The organism is Flavobacterium shii, assembly GCF_025847235.1.
GTDB lineage: Bacteria > Bacteroidota > Bacteroidia > Flavobacteriales > Flavobacteriaceae > Flavobacterium > Flavobacterium shii.
Map to the genome: position 1 here is coordinate 49,080 of NZ_JAOZEW010000028.1, position 19,050 is coordinate 68,129.

At 35.4% G+C, this 19,050-nt stretch carries 10 protein-coding genes and 1 tRNA gene; all 11 read left to right on the plus strand.

Annotated features, from left to right (window positions below; all coding sequences use genetic code 11):
* Positions 1-66 precede the first annotated feature (66 nt).
* The 11 genes from OIU83_RS21100 to OIU83_RS21150 all read left to right on the plus strand — a co-directional run bounded on the left by OIU83_RS21100 (position 67) and on the right by OIU83_RS21150 (position 18,892).
* A complete protein-coding gene (locus OIU83_RS21100) occupies positions 67-3,960 on the plus strand; it encodes a family 16 glycosylhydrolase (RefSeq protein ID WP_264208248.1) in 3,894 nt (1,297 codons plus the stop codon).
* Between the two features lie 113 nt (positions 3,961-4,073).
* On the plus strand, positions 4,074-6,017 hold the full coding sequence (locus tag OIU83_RS21105; RefSeq protein WP_264208249.1) for a beta-1,3-glucanase family protein: 1,944 nt from the start codon (positions 4,074-4,076) through the stop codon (positions 6,015-6,017).
* Between the two features lie 88 nt (positions 6,018-6,105).
* Positions 6,106-7,749 (plus strand): glycosyl hydrolase family 18 protein, encoded by a 1,644-nt coding sequence (locus tag OIU83_RS21110; protein ID WP_264208250.1) that lies wholly within the window; start codon positions 6,106-6,108, stop codon positions 7,747-7,749.
* Between the two features lie 232 nt (positions 7,750-7,981).
* Positions 7,982-10,747 carry an RICIN domain-containing protein gene (locus OIU83_RS21115; protein ID WP_264208251.1) on the plus strand — a complete coding sequence of 922 codons (2,766 nt, stop codon included), beginning with the start codon at positions 7,982-7,984 and terminating at the stop codon, positions 10,745-10,747.
* A 720-nt stretch (positions 10,748-11,467) separates the two neighbouring features.
* Complete coding sequence (locus tag OIU83_RS21120; protein WP_264208252.1) at positions 11,468-12,709, plus strand: DcaP family trimeric outer membrane transporter; 1,242 nt, start codon at positions 11,468-11,470, stop codon at positions 12,707-12,709.
* 31 nt (positions 12,710-12,740) lie between these two features.
* On the plus strand, positions 12,741-13,790 hold the full coding sequence (locus OIU83_RS21125) for a type II asparaginase (protein ID WP_264208253.1): 1,050 nt from the start codon (positions 12,741-12,743) through the stop codon (positions 13,788-13,790).
* 31 nt (positions 13,791-13,821) lie between these two features.
* Positions 13,822-15,231, plus strand: coding sequence for an aspartate ammonia-lyase (gene aspA / locus OIU83_RS21130; protein ID WP_264208254.1), 1,410 nt, complete (start codon positions 13,822-13,824; stop codon positions 15,229-15,231).
* Positions 15,228-16,562: an anaerobic C4-dicarboxylate transporter family protein gene (locus OIU83_RS21135; protein ID WP_264208255.1), complete on the plus strand. Its 1,335-nt coding sequence runs from the start codon at positions 15,228-15,230 to the stop codon at positions 16,560-16,562. The genes aspA and OIU83_RS21135 overlap by 4 nt, the downstream gene beginning before the upstream one ends.
* 146 nt (positions 16,563-16,708) lie before the next feature.
* A complete protein-coding gene (locus OIU83_RS21140) occupies positions 16,709-17,326 on the plus strand; it encodes a hypothetical protein (protein ID WP_264208256.1) in 618 nt (205 codons plus the stop codon).
* 149 nt (positions 17,327-17,475) lie between these two features.
* Entirely contained in the window at positions 17,476-18,489 is a 1,014-nt protein-coding gene (locus OIU83_RS21145) for a zinc-binding alcohol dehydrogenase family protein (protein WP_264208257.1), read from the plus strand.
* Between the two features lie 330 nt (positions 18,490-18,819).
* Positions 18,820-18,892, plus strand: a tRNA-Met gene (locus OIU83_RS21150).
* Positions 18,893-19,050: the final 158 nt, after the last annotated feature.

Genomic DNA, 19,050 nt, shown 5'->3' on the forward strand with positions numbered 1-19,050 from the left:
CAAAAAAACATTTCCTTCGGTCAACCACCGAAAAGTAATTACAAATCACTGAAAAGGCTTTTACTCATGGTAATATTCGTATTGTCGCCTTTTCTACAACTTTATTCGCAATGCAATACACTCGTTTGGGCAGATGAGTTTAATGGAACTGCGATAGATGGTAGCAAATGGCAAAGTATTACTGGAAACGGCTGTCCATCACTTTGCGGTTTTGGTAATGCCGAAGCACAAAGGTACAATCCAAACCAAGCTACAATAGTTAAGGAAGGAGCAAACAGTTATTTAAGTATCGAAGCTAAATATGAGCCTAACGCACAATTTCCAGATCAGCCATATTCTTCTGCTAAGCTCACTACGGAAGGGAAATATTCCTTAAAATACGGAAGAATAGAAGCTCGTATGAAACTATCTTCCGGGATGGGAGCATGGCCGGCTTTCTGGATGTTGCCAGAAGGAGCAACTGGATCATGGCCTTTTACAGGCGAAATTGATATTATGGAAGCCAAACATAAGAATCCAAAATCTGTAGATGGAACAATTCATTATGATGCTGGAGGATATCATTATACAGGAAGAAGTTATACATCATCTACCGATTTATCTTCGGATTTCCACGTATATGCTGTAGAATGGGGACCGAATAGTATTAAATGGTTTATTGATGGAAATTTATTTCATACCGCTTCTCCTAATACTACTGTAGGTGGTGGATGGCCATTTAATGATAATAAGTTTTATATTATCTTAAACTTAGCAGTTGGGAGTTTAGGAACTCCTTATACTAGTGTAAATGGGGCAGGAGTGGCTCCTAATCCTGCTGATTTTCCAGCAAAATTATTAGTGGATTATGTAAGAGTTTACGATGGTAGTTTTGCCAATGGTGTAATTGGAACTTCAAAAGTATATGCCAATGCAACTGGTAAGACGTATTCTATAGGAGCTATTGCAGGTGCAACTTATAATTGGACCGTTCCTGCAGGAGCAACAATTGCTTCCGGGCAAGGTACAAATACAATTACTGTAAACTGGGGAGCAACTGGAGGAGATGTTTCGGTATTGGCAACAGTAGGTGGCTGCGATAACAAGACTTATAAAATTGCGGTAACAACAGAACCTGCAATACCGGTTGAGAAAATATATGAAGACTTTCAAAGTAATAGAAATGTAGTTTATCTTAATAAAACAGGTGTTTTAACCGAAGCTGTTGCAAATCCATCGGCTACAGGAGTAAATACGTCTGCGCTTGTTGGAAAATATGTTCGTAATGCGTCAGAATTATATGATGTATTAAATATAAAAAACATAGAAATAAGCAATGCAAATGATTATGTATATGGTCGAAAAAGACTTTCATTCGATATTTATACATCGGCACCGGTAGGAACTAAAATATCCATGCAACTGGAAAATAGTTTGGTAACTACGGCTACTAATTTCCCATCGGGAAGACACAGTGGTTATAAAGCCACGACAACTGTACAGAATAAATGGGAAACTATCGAATTTGAATTTGAAAAAGTAATAGATGCCAACACAAGTGCTTTGTCTATTAATAATGTGGTATTCCTTTTTGAGTCTAACTCAAATTCTGGAGCGACCTATTATTTTGATAATTTACTAACAAAAGCGGCTCCCGAAAAACCAATCATCGCGACCGATGTTTTGCAAAACTATGATGGTGTTAATAAAATTATCAAAGGAACTACAACCGGAACTTATTCGGTAGTTGCAAATCCGGGGACAAATTCGGTTAATGCTTCTGCAAATGTGGCAAAGTATGTTCGTAATGTGACAGAACAATACGATGTGTTATTTTTTAATACACAAAATACCATAGAGGATGCCGGTTTATTAAAAAACCAAACCAATAAGATAATGATCGATGTATATACATCTGCACCTATTGGAACTGTGGTTAGTTTGAATTTAGAAAATAGCCTGACATCTCTTCCTGCAAATTTCCCAACTGGCAGAAACAGTACGTATGTAGCCAAAACCACAAAATTGAACCAATGGGAAACTCTAACATTTTATTATAATTCCAGTCCGGATGAAGGAACATCAAATCTGGCTATAAACCAGATGGTGTTATTATTTAATTCTGGTTCATATACCAATGACACTTATTATTTTGATAACATAAGAATTGGTTCTACTAAACTGCCAGATACTTTTACACCGGGAGTAGTTTATGAAGATTATCAAAATACGCATAACATTACATTTAGAGACGCCATTGGAACTTATACTCCAAATATTGCCAACCCTAATGCGAGTGGTATAAATACCTCTTCAAATGTTGGAAAATATGTTAGAAAAGCAACAGAATTATATGATAATTTTTCATTTAATACGACTTTAACCAATATTGGAGATTTTAAAAGCGGAACTAAAAAGTTTGCTATAGATGTATATACATCTGCACCTGTGGGATCTGTTATTTCATGGCAGGCAGAAAGTAGTGCTTCGATTCCATCAAATTTTCCTGTAGGAAGACATAGTGTTTATCAAGCTGTTGTAAAACAAACGAATACTTGGCACACACTAATATTTACTTATGCAAGCGCTCCAGATGCTTCGACATTGGACAGTGAAGTAAATCGTTTTGTATTTTTATTTGAACCAGGAACGAGTTCTGCAAACACTTATTATTTTGATAATATCAGAGCTGTAAATTTGGTTTCTACAGATGTTCCGCCTGCTACATTACCAGCACCGTGGGTAAGTAATGATTTGGGTGCGGTAACTCCAGCCGGAGAAGCTACTTTCTCTAATGGTATATTTACAATAAAAGGATCCGGAACAGATATTTGGGAAACAAGCGACCAGTTTCAATATGTAAATCAACCTATAACAGGAGATGCCGAAATTATTGTAAAAGTTAATTCTCTAACCAATACAAATACATACGCCAAAGCTGGAGTAATGTTCCGTGAAACACTTACACCAACGTCTAAACATGCAATGACAGATATTACTGCCGCTGCAGGAGTAGAATTTTTATCAAGAGATGCAGTTTCGGCACAAGCAATAGCTCAGGGAGCTGCAGGAACGTTCCCTAAATGGCTTCGTACTGTAAGATTGGGTAATGTGTTTACTTCTTATTCTTCGGATAATGGAACAACATGGACTCAAATTGGTACAGCAAGAACTATCGTGATGGCAAATACAATTTATGTTGGTATGGCTGTTACATCTCATGCAAATGGAACGTTGGCAACAGGAGTTTTTAGCGATGTAATAGTTAGAAATATCACTAGTAATAACAATGTTAATTTGGCTTTGGCTAAACCAGCATTAGCTTCAAGCGAAGAAAACGCAACTTTTTCTTCGGCAAAAGCCACAGATGGGGATGCAGGTACAAGATGGGCGAGTAGTTTTGCAAATGCCACCGAGTGGATTTACGTTGATTTACAAAGTAACTACAATATAAATCGCGTTGTTCTTAAATGGGAAGCTGCTTATGCTACTCAATATAAAGTACAAATCTCATCCGACTTGAATTTTACCGAAAGTAAAACTGTGAATACACAAACAGCAAATACTGGCGGAACTAATGATCTGGCAGTGAGCGGAACAGGAAGATATATTAGAATCTTGTGTACTACCAAAGCTTTGGCTCCTTATGGATATTCATTATTTGAGATAGAAGCATACGGATCTGCATCTACAGCAAAAATGTCGGCTACTGTTACAAATCAAATAGCTGAAGACGAAATCGCAGCTTTGAGTATCTATCCAAATCCTGCAAATAATTTTATACAACTTTCTCTTTCAGGAAAATTAGATAATAAAGTAATTACTATTTATGATATAAATGGTAATCCAGTATTGCATAATAATATTAACTCAAGCGCTACAGAAAGTATTATTGATATTAGTAAACTCTCAAAAGGTCTTTATATTTTGAACTTTAAATCGGATCAAAAATCATGGACTAAAAAGATTATTAAAGAATAATCTAATAGGATTTGTTGGGTGTAATTACTAGAATTTATTACACCCAACATTTATTTCTTAAAGCCTACTTATTTATTTTAATATTTTTTATTAACCCCAAACACTTTAAAAACATGAGAAATTTTTTACCCAAAGGAATTTTATTAATTGTAACAATGCTATTTGCGTTGTTCTCAAATCACAGTTATGGACAAGGAGCCATACCATTTACAATAAGCAATACCTCTACATTTAATGATAATGAATTATATGTAGCAATTGTGGGTATTGATTACACAACAGGAAACCATGTCTGGGTTAACGCCAAAACGAGTCAGGTATTACAAATGAGTTCATCGTATAATACTGTTACAGGACCTACTATTGGAGGAAATACAGGACCTGGGCAAAACTCAAAGTATGCAAATTGCTTTACTAAACTAAGCGAGATTCCTAATAAAACATTCACATTGCCACTTATTGCGGGATGTAGAGTTTTTATTGCCAAAGGACAACAATTGTATTTTTACTTTTTTGGTGCTAGTGGCGCTCCTTCTGGATACACTTCTCCAAACCCTTTAAATGCAACCGATCCTAACCAGGGAATTTTGTATGAAATTATCGAACTTACAAATAATCAATATGGATTTTTTGGAAATCCTTCCAGGGTTGATTCTTATAAATATCCAATGGGTCTTGAATTATTTGGCTCAAACGGATATCAAAAGAGAGTAGGAGAATTAAAAAACCACGCCGATATTGTTGCAGCATTTAAAGCCAATGTACCATCAGAATTTCAGGGTTGTGTAAACAATGCAACGGGCGAAATTACAGCTCCATCAAAAACACCTGCTTTTGCAGATGGAACAGGAGGAACTACCGTTGGTGCGCAAGCCAATTATTTAAAACCCTATATTGATGCTATCTGGAATAAATATAAAAATGAAGATTTAATATTTTATGCAGGTGATGCAGGAGTTTTTAAAGGCAGAGTAATTGGTGAACAATTAGAAATGGTTGGGCAATCTGGAGGATTCATAGGTCGTACAGGTAGAGTACAATATAGACCATCAACTCAAGAAGCACTTGAAGGTAAAGGAGTCTTGGATAGAAGGCTTGTAGATGGAGATTTGGATCTCGTAATTCAGGCCCAATTAACTGCTGCTATAAACAGGCACGTGGTAAATGTAACAACTACCAATCCGGGACAACAAAACTGGTATGATGCATCAAAATTCTACCAAGTAAATCCAACAAATCATTATTCTAAATTTTGGCATTTACCAGGAATAAGCGTCGATAATCTGGCTTACGGATTTGCTTATGATGATGTAGCCGATCAATCTCCTTCGCTTCATACAACCCAACCTACAAAAGTAATTGCTGTTTTTGGAGGATATGCAGGATCGACACCTACAAATCCGTCTTCAATCTTAATTCAAGCCGAAAATTATTCTGCCATGAGCGGAATTCAGGTAGAGGCTACTACAGATGTTGGCGGCGGTTCGAATGTAGGATATACAGATACAGGCGATTGGATGGCTTATAATAACATCAATTTCCCAACAACAGGTTCTTATTTAATAGAATACAGAGTTGCAAGTGCTGTAAATGGTGCCAAAATATCTTCGGATTTGAATGCCGGAACGATTCAGTTAGGCACTGTTAACATTCCAAATACAGGAGGATGGCAAAACTGGCAAACAGTATCACAAACAGTAAATGTAAATGCCGGGACTTACAATTTTGGGATTTACATCCAAAGTAGCGGCGTGAACATCAACTGGATCCGAATTACCAAAACAGGTTCTACAGCAAGAATAGCATCTTCAGAAACAGCAATAGAAGAATCTGCCACTGTAATTGCATATCCAAATCCGGTGGAGAATACACTTTATTTTACAACAGATTTAACAGGAACAGATGTTAGTATTATAGATTCTCAAAGTGGTTCGGCTATTTCTTCTCAAAAAATCAAAAACAATACACTGGATGTTTCCCGTTTAAAAACAGGAATTTATTTTGTTGTGTTTGAGAAAGATGGCAAAAAAACCGTTAAACGAATTATAAAAAAATAGATCCCAATCAAAGGCCTTAAACATTCCAGTTATGATGAGAATAGTTTAAGGCTTTTATTTTCTAACAAACTGTTTTAAAAAATATATCATGGAAAAAAAATATAAAACTATAAGACTAAAGTGCATTATCATTTTAGCATTGGGAATTATGAATTTATCTTTTGCTCAAGCAAAAAAAGTAATTGCTTATGTGCCCAATTGGATTGATCTTAATTCGTTTTCCAGTGGGATTCAGTATACTAAATTAACACATATTAATATTGCATTCGAAAATCCTGATGCCAGCGGATATTTATCTTTTAATTCTGCGAACAATACGCTAATACAAGCAGCACATGCCAAGAATGTAAAAGTTTTTGTATCTCTTGGAGGTGGTTCTGTATCCGAAGGAGGTGCAATTCGCGACAATTACTTTAACCTGATTAAGAGCGCCAATAGAGCCGCATTTATTCAGAAGATATACGATTATGTAGTCGCTCATAATTTTGATGGAGTAGATGTGGATTTGGAAGGCCCTGCGATTAATGGTGATTACGGCGGTTTTGTAATTGATTTAGCAAACAAATTACATGCAAATGGCAAACAAATTACAGCAGCCCTTTCTGAAGGATATGGAGGGGCAAATGTGCCATCATCTACATTTGCAGCTTTTGATTGGATTAATATTATGGCTTATGACGCAACTGGTCCTTGGGCGCCAAACAGTCCGGGGCAGCATTCTCCATATAGTATGGCTGTTAATCAGTTTAATTATTGGACAGGAAGGGGATTACCTGCAAGCAAAGCTATAATCGGCCTTCCTTTTTATGGTTATGGTTTTGGAGCATCTGCCAATCAGGGAATCTCATATGCAAATATCGTAAACCAATATCCGGGTGCCGAGAATACTGATCAGGTGGGCAATACGATTTATTATAATGGTATTCCAACAATCAAACAAAAAACGACATTCGCCATTCAAAATGCGGGAGGGGTTATGATTTGGGAACTATCGCAAGATGCTGTTGGATCAAAGTCATTGTTAACAGCAATTGATCAAGTAGTAAATGCAGGTCAGCCACCAGTAGGTACAGGTACATTAATTCAAGCAGAAAATTACTCATCCATGAGCGGTATTCAAACCGAACCTACTACAGATACAGGCGGTGGCTTAAATGTAGGTTATGCCGATGCAGGAGATTGGATGGCGTATAGCAATGTTAATTTTCCAACTACAGGTTCTTATTTAATAGAATATAGAGTTGCAAGTGCAGTAAATGGCGCCAGAATATCATCAGACTTAAATGCAGGAACAATTCAGTTAGGAGCTGTTAATATTCCAAATACTGGAGGATGGCAAAACTGGCAAACAGTTTCACAAACAGTAAATGTGAATGCTGGTACCTATAATTTTGGGATTTACATCCAAAGTAGCGGCGTGAATATCAATTGGTTCAGAATCACGAAAGTTGGCGCTGGCTTGACTGCAAGAGTAGTTTCATCAGAAGAAATAAAAGAAGAAGAAACTACAGTTTTAAACGTATATCCAAATCCGGCAGAGAATACGCTTTTCTTTACTTCGAATAGTACAGGAACAAATGTAAGTATCATCGATTCTCAATCCGGTTTTCCTATTACTGTACAAAAAATCAATAACAATAGTATAGATGTTTCTGGTTTAAAAAGCGGAATCTACTTAGTAGTTTTTGATAAAGATGGCATAAAAACAGTAAGACGTTTTATTAAAAAATAAGTTTTAACTGCTAAGATTTTTAACCACAAAGGTTCGCAAAGTCTATCCAAAACTTAGCGAACCTTGTATAGAACCTTGCATCCTTTGCGGTTAATATTATAAACTCATAATTTAAAACAACCCCAAATCTAATATGAAAAATAATTACAAATTTCGGATAAGTCTACTCTTATTTATTGCCTTTAGCACTTTTGCAATAGCACAAACTTCTTTAGGTACGAGTAAAACGTTTATGAATAATTTAAAAAAAGAACTTGTAAATGGTAGTACTTCAAAAACTACAGAAAAAACAGTTTTATTACAGGTCGAAAATTCAAAAGAATTCAACGGAAAGATCAATTTTAAAGAATCAAATGCTTCCAGCGAGTTTTTGATTGGAGAAATCAAGAATATAGCAGAATCTTCTTTTTATATTAAAGTGATGGATAAATCGCTGGAAGGACATATTATCTTTAAGAAAACCAAAGAAGCGTATAAATATTATTCTGATTCACAAGGAAATGCTTATGTCTCCAAAGTTGATATTAATACATTGGTTTGTATCGATTATAAAAATGTACCTGAAAATACAAATAAGATAACCAGTAAAGTAGCTGCCGAAATTGCTCCGGCTTTACTCAATTTACAAAGTTTACCTGGCGCTGCTGGTTGTGTTTTATTAGATTTTGACGGCTATAATATGCCAGCAGGAAATCTTTGGAATAACGGAAATGCTATTAATGCAGCACCATCTGGAATGAGCGATGCAGATGTGCAACAACACTGGGAAGTAGTATCGGAAGATTACAGACCCTTCAACTTAAATGTCACTACAAGTGAAGCAGTTTTTAATTCTTATCCAAGAAAAAGAAGAATGCGTGTCGTGGTTACATCTACAAATACAGCAGCTCCGGGAGCAGGAGGTGTAGCTTATATTGGTTCTTTTAACTGGGATAATGATGTGCCATGTTGGGTATTTATTACTTCGGGTAAATCTGGAGGAGATGCTTCGGCACATGAAGTAGGACACACTTTTGATCTTGGTCATGATGGACGTACGAATCCTGCTGAAGATTATTTTGTGGGTATAAATAATACTTCATGGGCTCCAATTATGGGCGCTGGTTATTACAGACCTGTCGTACAATGGAGTAAAGGCGAATATGATTATGCCAATAATAAACAAGATGATGTTGCTTTAATTTCAAGTGCCAAATTTGGTGTAGGATATAGAGCCGATGATTATGGTGATAGTCCAGCTTCTGCAGCCAATTTGGATTATAACAGTAATGGAACTATTAATCAAAAAAATGGAATTATTTCGAGTGAGGCAGATTATGATTTTTTTACGTTTACTACAGGCGGAGGAAATGTCTCTATTAATGCAAATACTGTCGGGCGAGATGGTAATCTTCACCTTTTAATGAGGCTATATAATGCATCTGGTACAGAGATAGGTACATATTGGAATTCTGATCCTTTTGCATTGAATGCTTCTATGAATGTTAACTTGCCAGTCGGCAAATATTTTGTTGGTGTAGACGGAACAGGTGCAGGAAATGCAGGTTATGGAGGATACTCAGCCTATGGTTCTATAGGTAGTTATTCTATTACAGGAACAATTCCTCCTGGAGGAAATATCAGTTCTTCAACCGATGTTATTACAGTTTATAAAGATTGTAATTACTCCGGATTTTCAGGTGGTTTAACAATTGGAGATTATAATTTGGCACGTTTAAAATCATTGGGCGTTCAGGACGATGATATTTCTTCGCTTCGTATTACTCAAGGTTTTCAGGCAATATTATACCAAGATGATAATTTTACCGGAGGATCTACAGTTATAAATTCAGACAATAGCTGTTTAAATAGTACATGGAATGATAAAGTAACTTCTATTCGCGTTATTGCAAATGGAACAACATCTTTAGGTAATGCAACATACTTTTTGCAAAATAGAAATAGTAATCTTAATATGGATGTCTGGAATGCAAGCCCTGCTAATGGAGCAAATATTGCTCAGGGAAATCCAAATACAGGTGCAAACCAGAAATTTACTTTCACTCATTTAGGCGACGGACTATATAAGATTATTGCCAATCATAGCGGTATGTCATTAGATGTAAATAATTTTAATAAAGCTAATGGTGCCAATGTAGAGCAATATCCATACAATGCTACACCCAATCAACAGTTTGTATTGGTTGCTACAGGCGATGGATTTTATAAAATTATTGCCAGACATAGTGGTAAAGTGGTAGAAGTAGCGGGAGCAAGTACTGCAAATGGTGCCAATGTACAGCAATGGGATAATAACAATCAGACTTGCGGGCAATGGAAATTAATACCTGCTACAGCTTCACAAAATTCAGTTTTAATTCAAGCTGAAGATTATTCTGCGATGAGCGGAATTCAAACAGAAGCAACGACAGATACTGGTGGCGGTTTAAATGTAGCCTATACTGATACAGGAGATTGGTTGGCATATAATAATATTAATTTTCCAACGACAGGCTCTTATTTAATAGAATACAGAATTGCAAGTGCTGTAAATGGTGCCAGAATATCATCTGACTTAAATGGGGGAACAATCCTTTTGGGAGCTGTTGATATTCCAAACACAGGAGGATGGCAAAACTGGCAAACGGTATCACAAACAGTAAATGTGAATGTTGGGACTTATAATTTTGGGATTTACATCCAAAATACTGGCGTAAACATCAATTGGATCCGAATTACTAATACAGGCGCTACTGCAAAAATAGCTTCATCGCAAGCAATAATCGATGAGCCTTCTGTTTTAATTGTATATCCAAATCCGGTAGAGAACATGCTTTTCTTTACTACAGATATAACAGGAACAGATGTAAGTATTATAGATTCTCAAACTGGTTCGGTTGTTTCTGTTCAAAAAATCAAAAACAACACACTAGATGTTTCTCAATTAAAAAAAGGAATTTATTTTGTCATCTTTGAAAAAGAAGGTAAAAAAACGATCAAACGAATTATAAAGAAATAAAATTTATTTTTTTTAAGGCTGTCCAAAAAGGCAGCCTTTTTTTATGCTCCATAAAACCGATTTTTTATAATTTGCATTTTGTAAGTTTTTCATATTGAACAAAGTAACTATATCGATTTCGTAAAATAAATTTAATGACATCATGTATTCGATTATAACTTTTTCTCAGTTTATGTTATTTTATCCGCTTTAGAAATGAAGAATTATGATTTATTTACAAAAAAATAATGATTAGTTGTTTTTTTTGTAAGGTTTTGTAGTGTTTTTTCTATATATTTGTGTGTATCTGTCTTTCTGTATACTAAATCAAATTAGGGTTATATGAAAAAGATTTCACCTCGCTCAAAAATATCTATATGTAATATTACCAGTTTGGTGACAAGCATAATTCTGATTTGTAATGAATATAAACCGGTTTTTATTATTGATTGGATTCAATCTTGGGAAACTATTTTCATAAACCTTCTTGTAACAAAACTTAAAGTTTTTGATTTATCATTTTTATATAAAACAAACCTAACATCTCCGGTCACCCAGACCTCTTTAGGGGCTACTATATTGATGTTTATAATCGTATTGCAATCGGTTAATATTAAGGAACTATTATCGGCTACCTATTTTAGATATAAAGAATATACGTTATACACTTCTTAATGTGGATATCTAAGATATTCGAAAAGGAGTAACCTGTCAATATTATATCCCTAATTTTTATAGATTATGAATGAGAATAAACCTTTATTATTAGTCATTTCTTGTTTTTGCATATTGTTATGTAACTCATTAAATGCACAGTTAATGGCAGTGCAATCTAAGGATACCCTGAACGGAAAACCAAAAGTTACTGCAAGACTTATAGGTAGGCTTAAATTAAATGGTATTTATGATATTAAAGGAAGTCTAGCAGGTAATAGCTCCTTTCTTATTCATGAAAATGATGTTTCTGGTTTAGACATCCCAGCCTTTAGTATGGATATGCGACAATCACAATTGCGTTTTGTAAGTACAATACAACTGAATAATGGTAAAGAGCTAAAATCGATGCTCGAAGCCGATTTTGAAGGAGCAAACAATACATCTCAATTCAGACTTCGTCATGCCTATATTCAGTATGACCATTGGACGGTAGGACAGACTTGGTCAAATTTTGGAGATTCTTCATTATGGCCGGCACCATTGCTGGATTGGGATGGGCCTACAGGTATGGTGCTTTCTCGTAGGATTCAGGTTCGTTACACGGGACATTTTAAAGAAAATGGACATACTGCTTTTGAACTTTCGGCAGAATATATGGAACCTCGTCGTTTGTATGATTATACATTAAATCCTGGTTATGGTGTAGATTACGCACCTTCCAGAGCTCCCGATGCAGTGGCGGGCATAAGGTATGCTTTTGATAATGGCGGGTTTATGAAAATAGCAGGTCTTTATCGTAGTATAGCTTATGATTCTCAAGATATTGCCACGGGAGAAACTAAGTTTGATTTTGCCTCTCAAAATGCTGGTGGTGTTACTGCGCTTACTAGTATATTTTTTAGAAAAAGATCAGGTTTAGTAAATAATCTTCAGGCACAATGGACAATTGGTAAAGGTATCAGTGATTACTTTCTTGCCGTAGGTGGTTCAGGTCTTGATGGTTTTGCCAGATCAGATTTTTCGGGTAAACTAGATCTTCTGCCTGTACACGCTGGTTTTATTTCGTATGAGCGTTTCTTTAATAAAAAATTCCATTCGATGGTTATGGCATCTTATAACCATTTTTATGATGGAGCAAGAACTCAGGCTGGATGGGATCGAATGACCAATTACCAGTTTACGCTTAATGCATCATATGATTTCTTTGATTTTCTCACAATAGGTCTTGAACCGCAAATTGGATACAAAGAATTACAATATGTTGATGGTAGTACGCAAGGCGCTAATGCAGTTCGCATCAATTTTGGGATGCTTTTTAATTTCTAATAACATGATTAACTCAATAAATATTAAAAAAATGAAAAAATTAGTACTCGTATTTTTGTTGTGTATCGCAACATCTATAGCTTTTGCACAACAAAAGCCAAGAATTATAATTCTTGCAACCGGTGGAACTATTGCCGGAGAAGGAAAGTCATCGGATAGAGCAGGGTATACGGCGGGTAAAATTCCTGTATCCGATCTTATAGGAAGTATTCCTAGCGTAAATGCTATTGCAGATATTAGCGGCGAGCAGATATCTTCTGTAGGGAGTCAGGATATGAGTCTTGAAATATGGAAAAAACTAGCGATACGCATTAATGAAATATTTAGTAAAAATGAGGCCGATGGTATCGTAATAACTCATGGTACCGATACGCAAGAAGAAACGGCTTATTTTCTAGATTTGGTTCTACCACATGAATTACCAGTTGTAATTACAGGTTCTATGCGTCCCGCAACGGCTATTAGTGCAGATGGACCCAAAAATCTTTTTGACGCAATTACTGTCGCTGCAAATCCTAAAAGTAAAGGTCGTGGCGTATTAGTATCTTTTAATGAATCTATATATGATTCCAGAGATGTAACTAAAACAAGTACAACCAAAGTAAATGCATTTAGATCACCAGATTCGGGTCCGCTTGGAGAAGTTTATGATGGACGTGTAGAGTATTATAAATCATCAGTAAGAGAAAGTGCCAAGGAAGGTCCTTTTGGGATAAATAAAAATACAAAACTGCCAAAGGTTGAGATTGTCTATATGTATGCAGATGCATCTCCAGCCTATATTGATTATCTGGTAAAGCAAAAAGTAGATGGTATTGTAATAGCAGGTGTTGGAAATGGAAATTTTTCTAAGGCTTTTACCGAAGCTATTAAAAAAGCAACCAAAGCAAATATTGCTGTATGCCGTGCAAGTCGTTGCCTTGAAGGGAGAGTAGTATTAGATGGTGAGACCAATGATAATGAACTTGGCACAGTAGTGTCTGATAATCTTAACCCGCAAAAAGCAAGAATATTACTAATGCTGGGGCTTACAAAATCAAAAAACAAAAAAGAACTGCAGGATTTTTTCTTCCGCTTTTAATTACCCTTTTAATAATTTAATAAATAGTATTATGAGTAACTTTCGTACAGAACACGACTTTCTTGGAGAAAAGCAAATACCAGATAATTGCTATTATGGCGTACAGACAGTACGTGCCAAAGAAAATTTTAATATAACAGGTATTCCAATCGGATCAGAACCTTTGTTTATAAAGGCTTTTGGTTATGTAAAAAAAGCTGCAGCAATGGCCAATAGAGATCTTGGTGTATTGAATGCGAAAAAAGCCGAAGCTATTATTTATGCCTGTGACCGACTGATTGCCGGAGAATTTGCAGACCAATTTATAAGTGATCTTATTCAGGGTGGTGCAGGTACATCCACAAATATGAATGCAAATGAGGTAATTGCAAATCTAGGATTGGAGTATTTGGGGCATAAAAAAGGAGAATATCAATACCTTCATCCTAATAACGATGTAAATCTTTCGCAAAGTACAAATGATGCCTATCCATCTGCTTTTAGAATAGCAATTTATCTAAAAATAGATTCTTTTGCCGATGCATTGACACAACTACAAGATTCTTTTTATAAAAAAGGTAAAGAGTTTGCCAACATAATTAAAATGGGACGTACGCAATTGCAAGACGCTGTGCCAATGACGTTGGGACAGGAGTTTAATGCTTTTGCTACAACCATTGCTGAAGATGCACAACGTTTGCGTCAATCAGAACAATTAATTACCGAAGTAAATATGGGGGCCACAGCTATTGGTAGTAAAGTAAATGCACCAGAAGGATATCCGGAACTTTGTGTAAAATACCTTGCAGAAGTAAGTGGTGTTCCAGTTACTCTGGCAGGTGATTTATTTGAAGCTACTTATGATCCCGGTGCTTTTGTAGAACTAAGTGGTACCTTAAAAAGAAGTGCGATTAAGTTAAGCAAAGTTTGTAATGACCTTCGCTTATTAAGTAGTGGGCCTCGTTGCGGTTTCAATGAGATTAACTTACCGGCACTTCAACCCGGATCTTCAATTATGCCGGGAAAAGTTAATCCTGTTATTCCGGAAGTAGTAAATCAAACTTGTTTTTATGTTATCGGAGCCGATTTAACGGTTACTATGGCTGCAGAAGCAGGACAATTACAACTTAATGTAATGGAACCTGTAATAGGATTTGCTTTATTTACATCATTGGAATATCTTACTAAAGCTTGTAATACCTTAAAAGATAAATGTATTGTAGGTATTACTGCTAATGCAGAACATGCTAAAGATTTAGTAATGAATAGTATTGGTATCGTTACACAACTTAACCCAATTCTAGGATATGAATCTTCTGCAAGTATTGCCAAAGAAGCCCTAAAAAGCGGAAAATCTATACATGATATTGTGGTAAATGAGAGAAAACTCATTACGCAGGAAAAATGGGAAGAGATTTACTCGATAGAAAATCTTATTAATCCTAAATTCATTACTTCATGATATTAGTACAGTTCGCTATACTTTTGGCTATGATCCTTATTGGGTCACGGCTTAAGGGAATCGGTTTGGGGGTTATGGGAATGATAGGACTACTTATATTTGTTCTGTTTTTTCATATGCGCCCAGCCGAGCCGCCTATAGCAGTACTTCTTATCATTCTAGCCATTGTAACCACAGCTGCCACATTACAGGCAGCTGGAGGTTTGGATTATTTGGTAAGTATTGCCGAGAAGATTATTCGACGTAATCCGAAGCATATTACTTTTATAGCACCATTTACAGTTTATTTTTTATGTCTATTTGCAGGTACAGCACACATTGTATATTCGCTACTTCCTATTATAGCCGAGGTATCCGCTAAGAAAAGAATACGTCCAGAACGACCGCTGAGTATATCGGTTATTGCATCTCACATGGCACTTACAGGTAGCCCAATGAGTGCAGCAACAGCTTCATTGGCAGCCATACTGGCATATTCTACAGCAGTTGTAGATATAATGAAAGTATGTATTCCTGCTTGTCTTATAGGAATTATAGCTGGTGTTATTTCGGTATGGAAAAGAGGTAAGGAACTTAATGAAGACCCTGAATTTATAGAAAAAATGAAAGATGCGGCATTTGCCGAGAGCATTGACAAGACATCAGAATCGAATAGGGAGCTAAAACCAGGTGCTAAAACTGCTGTTTTTATCTTTGGCAGCGCCATATTACTTATTATATTTTTTGGGGCGTTTCCACAATTTCTTCCTAATGTTGGGGCAGGAGTACCAGGATTTGCAGTAGGAGCAGATGGTTCTGTTAATCTTACTGGATTGATCATTATGATTACGCTATCAGCTTCGGCATTGATAATGATTATTACAAAAACGCCTGCTATATTAGTGTCCAAAATGAGTTTATTTACTTCAATGGCTACTGCGGTTATATCAGTGCTTGGTGTAGTATGGATGAGTGCTACTTTTATGGGAACCAATGAAGCTTTAATAGAACATACTTTTAGAGATATTACATCAGAGTATCCGTTTACTTTTGCCTTTGCATTGGTAATTATGGGGGCATTAACTTTTAGTCAGGCCGCCACTACAAAAATTATGATGCCAATAGGATTATCTTTAGGAATTGGTCAGCCACATCTTATAGCAATGTTCCCTGCTGTTAATGCCGATTTTATATTACCAGGGTATCCTACATTGGTTGCAGCCATGGACTTTGATCGTACAGGCACAACCCGCATTGGTAAATATGTAGTAAACCATAGTTTTATGCTTCCAGGGATTGTTACGATTGCCGTTACGATAGCCTCAGGATTTTTATTAAGTATGTTTATATAAAGCATAATAATCAATTAATGGTTTGCTTTTCTTGTATTTACGATTGGTATAATACAAGAAAAGCAAACCATTTATATTTTAATTCCACAAATATGAATTTAAAAAGTATTAAATTTATTGTACTAAATATGTAAATTAGTTTAAATATGAAAACAAAAATTCTATTTTCAGCATTTATTTTTGCCATGTTATATGCATGTAATGATAAAAAGGGAACGACTACTACCGACATAAAAACCGATTCTGTAAGTACAACTACCTCTCCAAACGAAAAAGATACTATAATAGCTAGTGAACGCACAGACAATGTAAGTAGTGCTACCAGGATTAAACTGGTTAGGAATGTTTTAAAGAATGAAATTTTCAAAGCAGATACTGCAACGATTGATGCTAAAAACAGAAAATTTACAATGTATGAATTTGATTTAAATGGAGATGGGAAAAAGGAAATTTTTGTAGGCTTTACCGGAATGGATTTTTGTGGCAATGCTGGTTGTCAAGCGTTATTGTTAAGTCATGATGGTAAATTAATTACTAAATTTTCCATTGCACAATATCCTATAATCATTGCCGAAACAAAAAGTAAAGAGGGTTGGCGCGACCTTGTTATAACAAGCAGAGGAGAACAATATTTGGTAAAATGGAACGGGAAAAAATATCCAAGTAATCCATCTATGGAACCCAGAAATACGAATCATCCGAAGGCTAATGCACCAAAAGCCTTATGGAATAACCATTCTCCTGATCTTTGGTTTAGTTTTTAGATATATAAGTATCCTGTTTTAGAGTTAGAAATTATTATTTCTTGAATTCAGATGTACATATTTTTTTTAGACTTTATTACATATCGATAATTTAAGTTTTATGCCAGAAGTAGTTCTTAGAAATGAATAAAAAATTAAACAATATAATTATGAAAGCAATAGGGTTTAAAACCTCACTACCAATAGAGAAACAAGACAGTTTTATTGAATTTGAAACTCCAAAGCCAATTCCAGGAGCTAATGATTTATTGGTAAAAATTAATGCCATATCGGTTAATCCAGTCGATTTTAAAATTCGTCAGAATAGTGCAGTAGATACAATTCTCGATACTCCTAAAATTATTGGTTGGGATGCCGTGGGAATTGTAGAAGGTATTGGCAAAAATGTAAGCCTGTTTAAAGTAGGTGACGAAGTTTTTTACGCAGGCGATATTACAAAACAGGGCAGTAACGCAGAGTATCAAATAATAGATGAACGTATAGTGGGCAAAAAGCCAAAATCGGTTACTGATGAAGAGGCGGCAGTTATGCCATTAACAAGTTTAACAGCTTGGGAAATATTATTTGACCGCATTCGTATTAATCAGGAAAAAGACAAGGGCAAAATAATTTTAATAATCGGTGGAGCAGGAGGAGTAGGTTCTATTGCTACTCAATTGGCCAAAAAGATTGCCGGTTTAACCGTTATAGCGACAGCATCGCGTCCAGAAACAATTGCTTGGTGCAAAGAACAAGGGGCAGATTATGTAGTTAATCATAAAAATTTAATTGCAGAAGTTAGAGAATTAGGATTCCAATACGTAGATTTCATTCTGGATTTTGTCGATACAAATGCCTATTGGGATATAATGGTAGAACTGATTAAGCCACAAGGCCATATCGCGTCTATTACAGGAAGTAGCAACCCAATTGTACTAAATAAATTAAAGAATAAAAGCGCATCATTTTCTTGGGAATTAATGTACACTCGCTCTATGTTTCAAACAGATGATATGCAAGAGCAGCATGTTATACTCAATAAAATTGCCGATTTGTTGGATAACCAAACAATCAAATCTACCTTAAACGAAACATTTACAGGTCTTACTGCAGCTAATCTAAAAAAAGCACATCAACTATTAGAATCTGGTAAGACAATAGGAAAGATTGCAATTAAATTCTAAGATTATTAGATGAAATTTTTATTGATGGTTCTCGGGAAATTTATAAGATAAAGCAGAATTCAAACTATTCATTTAGTTAAAAACGATCTAAAAAATAAATAGAGCTAGAGAAATGCATTTTAATTTACTAATCAAAATTTCATTCTTAGTTTTGGTACAATAAGAAATTACTGAGATAACTCTCTTTTTATAAGTAGATTACAAAATGCTTTTTAGAATGCAATATAAAGGATATATGACCGAGGAATTATCTTTTCGAAAATTATTAAAAATAATTGAAGTTTTTCTTTGTAGAACCGTATGTCTTACGTATCTTTGCACCCGAAACAACGCGGGATAGAGCAGTAGGCAGCTCGTCGGGCTCATAACCCGAAGGTCACAGGTTCGAGTCCTGTTCCCGCTACTAAGACAAAGCTTCAGAGAAATCTGGAGCTTTTTTTGTTTATATTATTTTTTATAAAATTTACATTTGCACAACTTTTCATAAGCAAGACTACGAAAAATTATGGGATCAAGACATAAATCTGTGGAGTAGCAAAAATTAAGCATAAATATTAGTTA

What these genes read in the sequence shown, in the direction of transcription:
- OIU83_RS21145 (WP_264208257.1), top strand. Translation starts at nt 17,476, where the DNA reads ATGAAAGCAATAGGGTTTAAAACCTCACTACCAATAGAGAAACAAGAC.
- aspA (WP_264208254.1), top strand. Translation starts at nt 13,822, where the DNA reads ATGAGTAACTTTCGTACAGAACACGACTTTCTTGGAGAAAAGCAAATA.
- OIU83_RS21140 (WP_264208256.1), top strand. Translation starts at nt 16,709, where the DNA reads ATGAAAACAAAAATTCTATTTTCAGCATTTATTTTTGCCATGTTATAT.
- OIU83_RS21110 (WP_264208250.1), top strand. Translation starts at nt 6,106, where the DNA reads ATGGAAAAAAAATATAAAACTATAAGACTAAAGTGCATTATCATTTTA.
- OIU83_RS21100 (WP_264208248.1), top strand. Translation starts at nt 67, where the DNA reads ATGGTAATATTCGTATTGTCGCCTTTTCTACAACTTTATTCGCAATGC.
- OIU83_RS21115 (WP_264208251.1), top strand. Translation starts at nt 7,982, where the DNA reads ATGAATAATTTAAAAAAAGAACTTGTAAATGGTAGTACTTCAAAAACT.
- OIU83_RS21120 (WP_264208252.1), top strand. Translation starts at nt 11,468, where the DNA reads ATGAATGAGAATAAACCTTTATTATTAGTCATTTCTTGTTTTTGCATA.
- OIU83_RS21135 (WP_264208255.1), top strand. Translation starts at nt 15,228, where the DNA reads ATGATATTAGTACAGTTCGCTATACTTTTGGCTATGATCCTTATTGGG.
- OIU83_RS21105 (WP_264208249.1), top strand. Translation starts at nt 4,074, where the DNA reads ATGAGAAATTTTTTACCCAAAGGAATTTTATTAATTGTAACAATGCTA.
- OIU83_RS21125 (WP_264208253.1), top strand. Translation starts at nt 12,741, where the DNA reads ATGAAAAAATTAGTACTCGTATTTTTGTTGTGTATCGCAACATCTATA.